Annotated in this window: 15 protein-coding genes, 1 rRNA gene and 1 pseudogene; 6 read left to right on the top strand and 11 right to left on the bottom strand. The window is 52.0% G+C overall.

Annotated features, from left to right (window positions below; translation table 11 throughout):
- Positions 1-11 precede the first annotated feature (11 nt).
- From CV945_RS17350 to CV945_RS15285, 3 genes and pseudogenes are all read left to right on the top strand, one after another.
- Entirely contained in the window at positions 12-122 is a 111-nt protein-coding gene (locus CV945_RS17350; RefSeq protein ID WP_369827759.1) for a winged helix-turn-helix domain-containing protein, read from the top strand.
- Positions 119-643, top strand: a complete 525-nt coding sequence (locus CV945_RS15290) for an IS630 family transposase (RefSeq protein ID WP_232722230.1) — start codon at positions 119-121, stop codon at positions 641-643. The genes CV945_RS17350 and CV945_RS15290 overlap by 4 nt, the downstream gene beginning before the upstream one ends.
- Positions 644-672: 29 nt before the next feature.
- Positions 673-840: pseudogene (locus CV945_RS15285) on the top strand (tyrosine-type recombinase/integrase); the annotation flags it as partial.
- Positions 841-918: 78 nt separating this feature from the next.
- On the opposite strand, the gene groL reads toward CV945_RS15285, so the two are convergent.
- A complete protein-coding gene (gene groL, locus CV945_RS15280) occupies positions 919-2,538 on the bottom strand; it encodes a chaperonin GroEL (RefSeq protein ID WP_047817702.1) in 1,620 nt (539 codons plus the stop codon).
- A gap of 118 nt (positions 2,539-2,656) precedes the next feature.
- The gene (gene groES / locus CV945_RS15275) at positions 2,657-2,941 is read right to left on the bottom strand and encodes a co-chaperone GroES (RefSeq protein WP_033010033.1); all 285 of its coding nucleotides are present in this window, start codon (positions 2,939-2,941) and stop codon (positions 2,657-2,659) included.
- A 356-nt stretch (positions 2,942-3,297) separates the two neighbouring features.
- Here groES and CV945_RS15270 point away from each other — a divergent pair, with 356 nt between their 5' ends.
- Entirely contained in the window at positions 3,298-4,032 is a 735-nt protein-coding gene (locus tag CV945_RS15270; protein WP_100660100.1) for a CPBP family intramembrane glutamic endopeptidase, read from the top strand.
- Positions 4,029-4,208, top strand: coding sequence for a YdiK family protein (locus tag CV945_RS15265; protein ID WP_033010036.1), 180 nt, complete (start codon positions 4,029-4,031; stop codon positions 4,206-4,208). The genes CV945_RS15270 and CV945_RS15265 overlap by 4 nt, the downstream gene beginning before the upstream one ends.
- A gap of 64 nt (positions 4,209-4,272) precedes the next feature.
- On the opposite strand, the gene tatC is transcribed toward CV945_RS15265, so the two are convergent.
- Genes tatC through moaC form a run of 4 tightly spaced genes read right to left on the bottom strand, consistent with a single transcriptional unit; the run spans position 4,273 to position 6,358 of the window.
- Positions 4,273-5,022 carry a twin-arginine translocase subunit TatC gene (tatC, locus tag CV945_RS15260; RefSeq protein ID WP_100660102.1) on the bottom strand — a complete coding sequence of 250 codons (750 nt, stop codon included), beginning with the start codon at positions 5,020-5,022 and terminating at the stop codon, positions 4,273-4,275.
- A gap of 20 nt (positions 5,023-5,042) precedes the next feature.
- Entirely contained in the window at positions 5,043-5,195 is a 153-nt protein-coding gene (gene tatA / locus CV945_RS15255) for a twin-arginine translocase TatA/TatE family subunit (protein WP_031406010.1), read from the bottom strand.
- Between the two features lie 17 nt (positions 5,196-5,212).
- Entirely contained in the window at positions 5,213-5,854 is a 642-nt protein-coding gene (locus CV945_RS15250) for a redox-sensing transcriptional repressor Rex (RefSeq protein ID WP_033010037.1), read from the bottom strand.
- A gap of 15 nt (positions 5,855-5,869) precedes the next feature.
- Complete coding sequence (gene moaC / locus CV945_RS15245) at positions 5,870-6,358, bottom strand: cyclic pyranopterin monophosphate synthase MoaC (RefSeq protein ID WP_100660101.1); 489 nt, start codon at positions 6,356-6,358, stop codon at positions 5,870-5,872.
- A gap of 95 nt (positions 6,359-6,453) precedes the next feature.
- Between moaC and abc-f the strand changes: the two genes are divergently transcribed.
- Positions 6,454-8,385 carry a ribosomal protection-like ABC-F family protein gene (abc-f, locus tag CV945_RS15240; RefSeq protein WP_033016753.1) on the top strand — a complete coding sequence of 644 codons (1,932 nt, stop codon included), beginning with the start codon at positions 6,454-6,456 and terminating at the stop codon, positions 8,383-8,385.
- A 754-nt stretch (positions 8,386-9,139) separates the two neighbouring features.
- Here the strand turns inward: abc-f and tsaD are convergent.
- The 5 genes from tsaD to rrf all read right to left on the bottom strand — a co-directional run.
- A complete protein-coding gene (tsaD, locus tag CV945_RS15230) occupies positions 9,140-10,153 on the bottom strand; it encodes a tRNA (adenosine(37)-N6)-threonylcarbamoyltransferase complex transferase subunit TsaD (protein WP_044744206.1) in 1,014 nt (337 codons plus the stop codon).
- Complete coding sequence (gene rimI / locus CV945_RS15225; protein WP_033010040.1) at positions 10,150-10,602, bottom strand: ribosomal protein S18-alanine N-acetyltransferase; 453 nt, start codon at positions 10,600-10,602, stop codon at positions 10,150-10,152. The genes tsaD and rimI overlap by 4 nt, the downstream gene beginning before the upstream one ends.
- On the bottom strand, positions 10,562-11,302 hold the full coding sequence (gene tsaB / locus CV945_RS15220) for a tRNA (adenosine(37)-N6)-threonylcarbamoyltransferase complex dimerization subunit type 1 TsaB (protein WP_055357895.1): 741 nt from the start codon (positions 11,300-11,302) through the stop codon (positions 10,562-10,564). The genes rimI and tsaB overlap by 41 nt, the downstream gene beginning before the upstream one ends.
- Positions 11,299-11,757, bottom strand: a complete 459-nt coding sequence (gene tsaE / locus CV945_RS15215; protein ID WP_033010045.1) for a tRNA (adenosine(37)-N6)-threonylcarbamoyltransferase complex ATPase subunit type 1 TsaE — start codon at positions 11,755-11,757, stop codon at positions 11,299-11,301. The genes tsaB and tsaE overlap by 4 nt, the downstream gene beginning before the upstream one ends.
- A 226-nt stretch (positions 11,758-11,983) precedes the next feature.
- A 5S ribosomal RNA gene (gene rrf / locus CV945_RS15210) occupies positions 11,984-12,079 on the bottom strand; the annotation flags it as partial.

The raw sequence follows: 12,079 nt of genomic DNA, 5'->3' as shown, positions 1-12,079 counted from the left end.
TGCGAAAACTCCTGCACCGCAAAGGGCTGTCGTGGACACGACCGACGTACACACTGGCGAAAGGAAATCCGGATGAGCAAAAGCAATTTGAAAAACAAATGGATCTGATAAAAAAAACTTGATCACCAAGGAGACAGAAGATGCTGTTCTTCTGTACATCGATGAAACCCATATCCGCTCTTACCATGTCTTGCGGTCCACATGGTCGGAAGTCGGCCGCCAAAAACAAGTGCCGACGTTTGGCCATCATGCCCACGTATCGCTGTTTGGCGCGGTCAACRTCCAYGATGGYGAAACGGTGCTTCATCAAACGACCGCTGCCAATGCCGCGACGTTCTTGGATTTCTTGAGAATGCTCAAACAGCGCTATTTAGACCGTCTCATGGTTTTGGTGTTGGATAACGCCCGCATTCACCATGCGTTTTTGCGGGAAGAAGGACAGTGTTTTCACTTTATTTACCTTCCTCCGTATTCTCCGCAACTGAACCCGATCGAACGCTTGTGGAAATGGCTGAAAGACACCGTGATCGCCAATGTGTTTCACAAAAATCGAAACGATATCGTCCAGGCCATTGCTCGGTTTGTCCACTACATCCACGAACGTCCGGAGGAAGTGCTGCAACGCTTAGGGTGTGCAGGATGAGAAGTTAACTCTTTATGTTGCATGTATATAGTTTACTTATTGAAGCAGGAGTGGGAATCAAAGAAATCCAGCAGCGCCTCGGCCATGCAGATATCGAAACAACCATGAACATTTATGCGCATCTAACAAAAGATTTGGAAGAAAGAGCTTCGCAGAAATTTAGCGAGCTTATGAGCAACTTCATCAAAAATTTGTGATTTTCGTGGTCAAAATGTGGTCAAAACAAAAAGAACACCGGGGAGAACCCCAGTGTTCCAAAGGATTGGAGGCGATGATTACATCATGCCACCCATATCCGGCATGCCCGGATTGCCGCCTTTGTTTTCTTCCGGTTTGTCGGCAACGACCGCTTCTGTCGTCAAGACCATGGCGGCGACAGAGGCAGCGTTTTGCAGCGCCGAGCGAGTGACTTTCGTCGGGTCAACGATACCAGCTTCGATCATGTCGACCCATTCGCCTGTTGCCGCGTTGAAGCCAATGCCCGGTTTTTCGTTTTTCAGGCGCTCAACGATGATCGAGCCTTCCAGACCAGCGTTTTGCGCGATTTGACGAACCGGTTCTTCGATCGCGCGCAAGACGATTTTCACACCCGTTGCTTCATCGCCTTCCGCTTCGATGGCCGCAACTTTGCTGTAGACGTTCATCAACGCCGTGCCACCGCCAGCGACAATGCCTTCTTCAACCGCAGCACGAGTCGAGTTGAGCGCATCTTCAATGCGCAGTTTGCGTTCTTTCAATTCCGTTTCTGTCGCTGCGCCAACTTTGATGACCGCTACGCCGCCAGCGAGTTTCGCCAAGCGTTCTTGCAGTTTTTCGCGGTCGAATTCGGACGTCGTTTCTTCAAGCTGCGCACGGATTTGGTTGATGCGCGCTTTGATGCGGTCCGAATCGCCAGCGCCTTCGACGATCGTCGTCGTTTCTTTCGTAACAACCACTTTCGACGCACGGCCGAGCGAAGCGATCGTGGTCGATTTCAGTTCACGGCCAAGCTCTTCGGAGATGACTTCGCCGCCTGTCAAAATCGCGATGTCTTCGAGCATCGCTTTGCGGCGATCGCCAAAGCCAGGCGCTTTGACAGCTACCGCATTGAACGTGCCGCGCAGCTTGTTGACAACAAGCGTTGCGAGTGCTTCGCCTTCGACATCTTCCGCAATGATCAAGAGCGGACGGCCTTGTTGCACGACTTGCTCAAGAACCGGTAACAGCTCTTGGATGCTCGATACTTTTTTGTCCGTAATCAAGATGTACGGATTTTCGAGAACAGCTTCCATTTTTTCCGTATCTGTAATCATGTACGGCGAAACGTAACCGCGGTCGAATTGCATCCCTTCGACAACGTCGAGTTCCGTCGTGAAGCCTTTCGATTCTTCAAGCGTGATGACGCCGTCATTGCCGACGCGTTCCATCGCTTCAGCGATCAATTGGCCGACTTCTTCGTCAGCAGCCGAGATCGCAGCCACTTGGGCGATCGATTCTTTTCCTTTGATCGGTTTGGAGATGGCTTTTAATTCTTCAACCGCTACCGCTACCGCTTTTTCAATCCCGCGGCGGATGCCCATCGGATTGGCGCCAGCTGCCACGTTTTTCAATCCTTCACGGATCATCGCTTGAGCCAATACGGTAGCCGTTGTCGTCCCGTCCCCAGCGATGTCGTTCGTTTTGCTGGCGACTTCAGCGACCAGTTTCGCGCCCATGTTTTCAAACGGGTCTTCGAGTTCGATTTCTTTCGCAATCGTTACCCCGTCGTTCGTGATGAGCGGAGAACCGAATTTTTTCTCCAATACGACGTTGCGGCCTTTCGGACCTAATGTGACTTTCACTGCGTCTGCGAGTTTGTCCACCCCGCGCAACATCGCACGGCGCGCTTCTTCGCTGAACTTAATTTCCTTTGCCATACCCCGTTACCTCCTTATGAATTTGTTTCACTGCATGCCGTGAAAAAGGTAAGTATTCGTGTCATAAAGTTAAGGATATGTCAGTTTTCCGGAATGTTTATGTGGTGAACGCAATATATTAGCGGATGACAGCCAAAACGTCGCTTTCGCGCAAAATTAAGTATTCTTTTCCGTCGTACTTTACTTCCGTGCCGGCGTATTTCGAGAAAATGATGCGGTCGCCGACTTCAACTTCCGGCGCAACGCGTTGGCCGTTGTCAAGCACGCGGCCTGCACCGACAGCGACAACGCGACCTTCTTGCGGCTTTTCTTTCGCCGTATCCGGCAGCACGATGCCGCTAGCCGTTTTTTCTTCAGTTTCCACGACTTCAATGACAATGCGATCGCCTAATGGCTTCAACACGGGAAACAACCTCCTTAACGATAGTTTTCGCCGTTCTTATTAGCACTCATCATTATTGAGTGCTAACACACTTATAATATTAATGAACTCTTCTCCGTTTTGCAAGTAGGAAATGCAAAAAAATAACTGTTTTTCTCTCCTAAAGAAGAAAGAGCAAAAGGAGCCGGTTGTTTTGCCTCTACTCCCCATCCGCGCGGAGCCCGTTTTCATTATTTCACATTCCTCGGACTGATAAACGGCTCCGGTTAATTTTTTTTTACGGCGGTCAGGTGGGATGCGAGGATGCAGTTTTCTTACTATTTTCGCCGAACATGTGCTACAATACGGATATATTTGAAATAAAGGGGTAAAACGATTTGAAGCGCCGTTACTGGTATGTCATCATCACCTATATCGCCATGCAGCTGTCCTCCTTTGTCGGTGTGCCGCTCCTTCGCGCCCTCGGCGTCGGCCAAGGCGCGCAAACACGTCTCGAAGCAGCGAAAATTGCCTCCGGCTATTGGGCGGTCATCAGCTTTTTATTGGCTTTTGCCATCATTTTATGGCTGCTGCGCGGCGACCGCGATGAACGGACAATGCGGCGGCTGCCGCTCGCCTCGTCATGGATGTGGGCGATCTCGGGCGTCTTTTTGGCGCTTGCCGCGCAAAGCGTTGCCGCCAACATCGAATGGCGTCTATTGGGCATTGAGCCGGGCTCGGAAAACACAAGGCAAATCATCGACATCATCCGCCTGACGCCATTGCTCGTCGTCGTCACGTCGGTCATCGGCCCGGTTTTGGAGGAACTCATCTTCCGCAAAATCATTTTTGGCTCGCTTTATGAAAAATACAACTTTTGGTTGGCAGCGCTGGCCAGCTCGCTTCTGTTCGCTCTCGCCCACATGGAGCCGGAGCATTTGCTTTTGTACACATCCATGGGGATGGTGTTCGCCTTTTTATACGCCAAAACCGGACGCATTTTCGTGCCGATGTTCGCCCATGTAGCAATGAACACGTTTGTTGTTGCCGTTCAAATTTTGTTGGCTGATGAATTGGAAAACATGATGCGCCAAGCGGAACTGCCGCTGGCCATTTGGAGGATTTGGCTATGACGCGCCATCCGCGGCTGTTTTCTGTTCCGTATTTCATCTTGGGCTTCCTGTTTACGTATTTGGCGATCGAAAGCGTTCATGAAACGATTTGGAACGTCTCAACCATCGCGTTGGCGGCGCTGGCCGCTTTTGATTTCGGCACCGCCTTTCGCCTGTTCTTCACACCGAGACAATAAAACCCTCCCCATTGGGGGAGGGTTTTTGCCTGGCGCCGTATGAACCGTCCTCTTGATGCTGCCCTCAATATGGATCGCCGCTTCCTTCCTCCGCTGCTAATTGTGCCTTTCGATAGCCGATTTTGGCAACCCAGATGCTCCCCTCATACAAAAGCGTCAGTGGAATCATGACGATCACTTGCGACAACACATCCGGCGGCGTAATGGCGGCCGCTAAAATAAGCAGCGCCAAATACGCATACTTGCGGATGCGAACAAGAAGCTGCGGCGTAATAAGCCCTAAGCGGGTGAAAAACAGGACAACAATCGGCAGCTGAAACACGATGCCAAACGGCAGCACGAGCTGCAGCAAAAACTGAAAATATTCGTTAATGCCGATCATCTGTTGAATGCCGAGCCGTTCCGCCAGCTGATTCATAAACCGGACGACAAATGGAAACAAGACGAAATACGCAAAACCAACCCCGGCTAAAAATAGAATGATCGATGCTGGAATGTAGCTGAGCGTTGCTTTCCGCTCTTTTTTATACAGCCCCGGACTGACGAACGCCCAAATTTGATAGAGCAGCACCGGAGCGGTCAGTACAGCGGCAATGACAAAGGCAAACTGAAAATACACTTTAATCGGATCGGTGAGGCGGAACGCGTTCATCGTCAGCTGTTTCGCTTCCGCAGTGTGCTGCAAATACACAATGACGTCGTCGACAAAAAAGAAGCTGGCTACAAGCGCCGCAACGAAAAAGAGAAGCACGATGATCAGCCGTTTCCGCAGCTCTCCGAGGTGTTCATACACGGACATTTCTTTGTCATTCATCGTTTCCCCATCCTGCCTTGTCATCGGTCGGTTTTCGTTTCTTCGTCATCAGCGAGCCCTTTTGTGGCGTCTTTAAACTCGCGAAGCGACTGGCCGAACGACCGCCCCAACTCCGGCAGCTTTTTCGTGCCAAACAGCAACAAAATGACAAGAACGAGCAACAAATATTTCATGTGTTGTTCTCTCCTTTTTACGATGGCGATGGATAGTTTTTCAAAAAATAGACGAGCGACTGCAGCTCAATGGCTAAATCGATATGATGGACGCGAATATGGTTCGGCACGTTCAACCGCGCCGGAGTAAAGTTTAAAATGCCTTTAATTCCTTGCGCGACAAGGCGGTCGGTCAGCGCTTGAGCCGCGGCGGCCGGCACGGTTAAAATCGCGACCGGAATGTCGCCGCGAAGCCGCTCCTCCAGCTCATCGAGATGATAGACCGGCACCCCGCCGACTGTCGTTCCGACCTTCCGTTCATCGACATCAAACGCCATGACAATTTTCGTGTTGTTATTTTTCGAAAAGTTGTAGTTTAAAAAGGCGGTGCCTAAATTGCCGACGCCAAACAAGGCGACTTCGGTCACTTCGTCCTCTTCAAGCGTCTGGCGGAAAAACGACAACAAATAATTGACATTATACCCGTATCCTTTTTTGCCGAGCGCGCCAAAATACGAAAAGTCGCGGCGAATTGTCGCCGGATCGACTTTCACCGCCTCGCTCAGCTCGGCGGAGGACACGCGCTGCTTCCCTGAGGCATGTAAATTTTTCAAAAACCGATAGTATAACGGCAGACGCTTGGCAGTCGCCTGCGGGATTTTCGGTTGTTCGTTGCTCATCGTTTCATCCCCCAGCTAATCGGTTTTCCGTCGATAATGGCCGGACTTCCCGCCCGTTTTTTCGACCAAATACGTTGGACCGATCGTCATTCCTTTATCGAGCGATTTGCACATGTCGTACACAGTCAATGCGCATACCGAAGCCGCCGTCAGCGCTTCCATCTCCACTCCTGTGCTCCCTTTCGTTTTGACCGTCACGGTAATCACAAGTTTATACGCTTCCGCCTCTTTTTCCCAAGCAAAGGCAATATCGACGCCTTTTAACATAAGCGGATGGCACATCGGAATGAGATCGGCCGTTTTTTTCGCCGCCATGACCCCGGCCACCTGGGCTACCGCCAGCACATCACCTTTCTCAATGGCATTGTTCGTCATCTTTTCGTAAATCTCTTCATTGACGGTGACGCTCGTTCTCGCCACCGCTATCCTGACCGTATCTTCCTTGTGTGTAATGTCGACCATTTTCGCCCGGCCTTGTTCATTGAAATGCGTAAACGATGACAAGACAATCTCCTCCATTTATCACTATACACCATTTTTCGTTATCTGTCTTTGACCGTTTTCGCGACTTGCGTTAAACTATTCGCGAGGTGACGGACATGATCATTTTGCAAGTGAATGGACTCACGAAATATTTTGGCGCTGACCTTATTTTATCGAATATAAAACTAGAAATACAGTCCCGCGCCCGCATTGCTCTTGTCGGCCGCAACGGCGCAGGCAAATCGACGCTGCTGAAGATCATCGCCGGCGAACTTTCTTCCGACAGCGGTGAAATCATCAAGCCAAGCCATATCAAAATCGGCTATTTGGCGCAAAACAGCGGGCTCGACTCGTCACGCTCCATTTGGGACGAGATGCTGGACGTATTCGCGCCGCTCCGGGCGATCGAAGCGCAGCTGGCAGAGCTCGGCGCCCAGCTTGGCGACCCGGATCTGCTCGCCGATCCGTCCCGCTACGAAAAAACGCTTCAAGCGTATGACAACTTGCAAGAGCAATACAAAGAACAAGGGGGCTATCAGTATGAAGCCGACATCCGCTCTGTTTTGCACGGGCTGCAATTTTCGTCATACGATTACCAAACAACGCCCGTTTCCTCGCTAAGCGGCGGACAGCGGACGCGGCTCGCCCTTGGAAAACTGCTGTTGGCCAAGCCGGACTTGCTCATTTTAGACGAGCCGACGAACCATTTGGACCTCGATACGCTCACATGGCTCGAGCAATATTTACAGGCATACCCCGGCGCCGTTCTGCTCGTTTCCCATGACCGCTACTTTTTGGACAAAGTCGTCACCGAAGTGTACGAGCTGTCCAACGCGACGCTTAAGCGGTATAGCGGCAATTACAGCCGCTATTTGGAGCTTCGGGCTGAGCAATACGAACAAGAGCTAAAACGATACGAAAAGCAACAGGAGGAAATCGCCCGCCTCGAAGACTTCATCCGGCGCAACATCGCCCGCGCCTCGACAACGAAACGGGCGCAAAGCCGGCGAAAGCAGCTCGAAAAAATGGAGCGGCTTGAACGCCCGGCCGGAGATGAAAAATCAGCTTCTTTTTCTTTTGCGATTGAGCGGCCGAGCGGCCATGAGGTGCTCACCGCAGAGCAATTGACCGCCGGCTATCGCGAAGGCGCACCGGTCATCCGCCAAATCAGCTTTCGCATCACACGGGGGGAGAGTGTCGCCTTGGTCGGACCAAACGGCATCGGCAAGTCGACATTGTTGAAGACGATCGCCGGAAAGCTCCCAGTTCAATCCGGAAAGCTCCGGTACGGTGCAAATGTGAAAATCGGCTATTACGACCAAAACCAGGCGGAACTGTCGACAAACAAACGAGTGCTCGACGAGTTGTGGGACGCCTACCCGGACAAAACCGAAAAAGAAATTCGCACCGTGCTCGGCAACTTTTTGTTTTCCGGCGACGACGTCTTAAAACCGGTTTCCGCCTTAAGCGGCGGAGAGAAAGCACGCCTGGCGCTCGCCAAACTCATGCTTCAAAAAGCCAACGTTCTCTTGTTGGATGAACCGACCAACCATCTCGACCTTGACAGCAAAGAGATGCTCGAGCAGGCGCTTGTCGACTATCCGGGAACGATCTTGTTCGTCTCCCACGACCGCTATTTCATTAATCGCATCGCGACAAAGCTGTTTGAACTCTCGGGCGATGGGCTTGTCGAATATTTAGGAGACTATGACTATTACGTGGCGAAAAAAGAAGAAATGCGCGAATTGGCGCGCCTGGACTCCCACCCGCCCGCATCACCGGACAGCGGCGAAACAGCCAAATCCACATACGAGCAAGAAAAAGAGGAAAAAAGACGACAGCGCCAACGGCAGCGCCGTCTGGAAGAGATCGAAGCCGAGATCGCCGCACTGGAAGCACAAATCGCTGAAACCGAGCAGCAGCTGTGCGACCCGTCTGTATACGGCGATTATGAAACCGTGCAGCAGCTCACGCAAGAAAACGAAAAGCGGAAACAGCAGCTTGAAACGTTATTGGCCGAGTGGGAACAGCTCTACGCCTCGTTTTGAGCCAATCCGCTGCCAGGGAACGCCAACACGGGCATCTAGCGGCTTCATGTGCACTGCTCGTGCGCATCATCACCGCGCCAGGCCGATCACAGGCCAAACTCATTTAGCAGCCTTTTGCCTTGTTCATGAAAGCTGCTTCTTAGGTGAAGGACGATGACTGACAAGAGGGTGTCCCCAAAGGATTGGAACACCCTCTTTCGTTGCATATATATGCTTGCTGTTTCTGCCGCACTAGACGTGCGCCTATCTTGAAGGCAGGCGACCTTTTAGGTCAGCCCCGTTTTTGTGTTAATCACATTATCCACAAAGAAATCCACACTTTTCTGTGCAAAACAGAAGTTATTCACCGACTTTTCCACATTATCCACAACCAATCCCTTTCCTCTATGAAAAAATGATTGTGTATTGCACTCCTCGCCGTTATCATGTTTTTGTTACTTTTCCACATTGTCCACAACCTATGGATAAAACTATGCACAACAAGTCCCCACCCGACAGCCGTTCCGCTTGCCAAACAAAAAAGAGCAGACCGCCTGCCCTAAGCGATCCGCTCTTTAAAAGGATTTTTAACTTGAGAAAAGTGCGTTTTGGGCCAGTTTTTCATGAAATCCCCAACCTCCTAGAAGGCCGGTGACAAACTGCTGTCACGAGCAAATCAACGGCATTTCGCCAAAAAAGAAGGCTGATTCCACAGTTTTTCTCTAATTGAGAAACAAGTGGAGCTAGCAGTATTTTGTACTAAATCACCGACCTTCTAGACAAGCGGCAAGCTTGGATTGGCGTTGAGCGCCAAATCAGCCCGCTTTCCTTGTTGATATAACACAGTTCCCGCAACGGCAATCATCGCCGCATTATCAGTGCATAGCGATAACGGTGGGATGACAAGCTCCACATCGGGAAGCTCTTTCATTTTCTCCTGCAGTGCAGCCCGAAGCCCGCGGTTGGCCGCCACCCCACCGGCGAGCAGCACTTGTCGTACGCCGTATTCTTTGGCGGCCTGCACCGTTTTCGTCACCAGCACATCGACGACGCTGGCCTGAAAGCTCGCGGCCATCTGTCTCGGATCGATCTCCTCGCCGCGCTGCTTCGCGTTGTGGAGCGCATTGAGAACCGCTGATTTTAAGCCGCTGAAGCTGAAATCATACGAACCTTCCTCAAGCCACGCTCGCGGCAAATCAATCACGGGCTCGCCCTCATGAGCCAACCGGTCGATGTGCGGTCCTCCTGGGTACGGAAGGCCTAAAGCCCGCGCCACCTTGTCATACGCCTCACCAGCAGCGTCGTCGCGCGTCTCGCCAATGACTTGAAACGCCCCGTGGCCTTCCATGTAAACAAGCTCCGTATGCCCGCCGGAAACGACAAGCGCCAACAGCGGAAATTTCATCTCCGCCACGAGCTGGTTGGCGTAAATATGACCAGCAATATGATGCACCCCGATGAGCGGCAACCCGTGGGCAAACGCGAGCGCCTTTGCGGCGTTCACCCCGACAAGGAGCGCCCCAACCAACCCCGGTCCGGCCGTCACCGCAATGGCATCAAGATCGGAAAACGATACGCCAGCCTGCCGCATCGCTTCCTCCATGACGAGTGTAATTTGTTCGACATGATGGCGCGAGGCAATTTCCGGCACAACACCGCCAAACCGCCGATGGCTTTCCATTTGCGACGCCACAACATTCGATAAAATCTCTTTTCCGTTTTTCACCACGGCCGCCGCTGTTTCATCGCAGCTCGTTTCAATACCTAGTACATGCACGTTTTCATTCATGTCAGTTTCACCCACATCACTAGCGCATCTTCAAAATTGTCCGGATAATACCGTTTGCGGATGCCGCCATTGCGAAACCCAAGCTTTCGGTACAACGACTGGGCGACATGGTTCGAGACGCGCACTTCCAGCGTCATCGTCGCCGCCCCATGCTGCTTGGCTGTTTCCATAAGGCGGCGCATAAGCGCTTCGCCGAGTTTTTGTCCGCGAAACTGTGGCAGCACAGCGACATTCGTCACATGCGCTTCATCAATCACGAGCCACATCCCCGCATACCCGATGATCCGTCCGCGGTGCACCATGACAATATATTTCGCGTAACGATTGTACATCAGTTCATTATAAAAAGATTCCCGGCTCCACGGCGCGGTAAACGACGCCTGTTCGACTTGCACGACCTCATCGATATCATGAATGGTCATCGGCCGGAATTGCACATCGATCCCCATCGTCCCCGTCCCCTTTTTGTTTCGCAAGCCATTTCGCTTCCGCTTCCGCAAGACGGATGTAATTCGGCACAAACGTATGCGGATTCTCATGTTGTTTCTCTTTTCCGAGCATGATGAGCTCACTTGGCCGCGGCAATGTCAACGGCGGCGGCGTCATGAAAAACCGCCCGCCCAAGCGGCTCCGAAACAGCTCACTATATACCGGCGCATCGGCCCCGATGAACAATACATCCTCTCCCCGTCTGCGTAAATGATCGGCCCACTCGTCCGCCGCCACAATCCGGTCCGCTTCAAGGCATCGGAGCGCGCCGTCCTCGTACCGGTACAACCCGGTGTAAATTTGTCCGCGCCGCGCGTCAAACAGCGGGACGAGCAAACCGGGGAAATACCGGCCATTAGCGGCGAGCACCTCTAAACTCGAGACGCCGGCTATCGGAATGCCGAGCGACCAAGCGAGCGTTTTCGCAATGGTGACACCGATCCGCACCCCGGTATAAGATCCAGGGCCTTTCGCAACAACAACTAAATCAAGCTCATTGGGCGCCATTCCGCACTGCCGAAGCAGCGACTCAATGGCCGGCATCGCCCGGACAGAATGATCTCTTTTGACACTCGTAACGAATTCCCCTTTAATAACATCCCCATCCGCCACAGCAATGCCTAGCGGCATATTCGATGTATCAATCCCTAATATTTTCATGACGCAAAAATCTCCTTGCATAGCTGTTCATAGCGCCACCCTGACGGCTCAAAGACAAGTCTCCGTTCATCGCCGCCATGGCGAAACAAAGAAACGGTCAGCCGCTCCTCAGGCAGCTGCCCCGCAATCAAATGGGCCCACTCGACAACCGCAACACCATCACCGTTAAAATATTCATCAAATCCGAGATCCTCCCATTCGTCTTCAAGCCGATACACATCCATATGATAAAGCGGCAGCCGCCCATCATACTGCTTGATAATCGTGAAGGTCGGGCTGTTGACGTTTTGTACAATGCCCAGCCCCTCGGCAATCCCTTTCGTAAACGTTGTTTTTCCCGCACCTAAATCTCCCTCTAACGCGATGACCATCCCCGGCTGAAGCCGTTCTCCGAGCCGGCGTGCAACCGCCTTCGTCTCTTCCGGAGAATGCACAGTAAGTTCAAACTGCTTCATGGTGTTCCACCTTATTCCATTTTATCATCTTTGCTTCCGCTTTTGAAATTTTACCATAAGGAACGGCAACGTTGCCACTGCCGGCGCCAAAAAAACAGCCATACAAAACAAAAGGACTGCCCTGCTAAGGCCATATTGAGCCTCCCGGGCAGTCCTGAGATCAAACTCGCAAAACAAAAAGAAAAAAGGGAATTAGGCGTGTTGCTACTCCCTGGTGAATAAGATTGCCTAGCAGCGACCTACTCTTGCAGGGGCGCTGGCCCCAACTACCATCGGCGCTGGAGGGCTTAACTTCCGTGTTCGGGATGGGAACGGGTGTTTC

Source organism: Geobacillus sp. Manikaran-105 (assembly GCF_002809955.1).
Lineage (GTDB): Bacteria > Bacillota > Bacilli > Bacillales > Anoxybacillaceae > Geobacillus > Geobacillus thermophilus.
Note: the sequence above shows the minus strand (reverse complement) of the source record. Positions and strands in the feature narration are given on the sequence as shown.

Coding starts and splice junctions, on each gene's coding strand:
- groL (WP_047817702.1), bottom strand. CDS start 2,538: ATGGCAAAGGAAATTAAGTTCAGCGAAGAAGCGCGCCGTGCGATGTTG.
- CV945_RS15265 (WP_033010036.1), top strand. CDS start 4,029: ATGACGCGCCATCCGCGGCTGTTTTCTGTTCCGTATTTCATCTTGGGC.
- tatC (WP_100660102.1), bottom strand. CDS start 5,022: ATGAATGACAAAGAAATGTCCGTGTATGAACACCTCGGAGAGCTGCGG.
- tatA (WP_031406010.1), bottom strand. CDS start 5,195: ATGAAATATTTGTTGCTCGTTCTTGTCATTTTGTTGCTGTTTGGCACG.
- CV945_RS15250 (WP_033010037.1), bottom strand. CDS start 5,854: ATGAGCAACGAACAACCGAAAATCCCGCAGGCGACTGCCAAGCGTCTG.
- abc-f (WP_033016753.1), top strand. CDS start 6,454: ATGATCATTTTGCAAGTGAATGGACTCACGAAATATTTTGGCGCTGAC.
- tsaD (WP_044744206.1), bottom strand. CDS start 10,153: ATGAATGAAAACGTGCATGTACTAGGTATTGAAACGAGCTGCGATGAA.
- rimI (WP_033010040.1), bottom strand. CDS start 10,602: ATGGGGATCGATGTGCAATTCCGGCCGATGACCATTCATGATATCGAT.
- tsaB (WP_055357895.1), bottom strand. CDS start 11,302: ATGAAAATATTAGGGATTGATACATCGAATATGCCGCTAGGCATTGCT.
- tsaE (WP_033010045.1), bottom strand. CDS start 11,757: ATGAAGCAGTTTGAACTTACTGTGCATTCTCCGGAAGAGACGAAGGCG.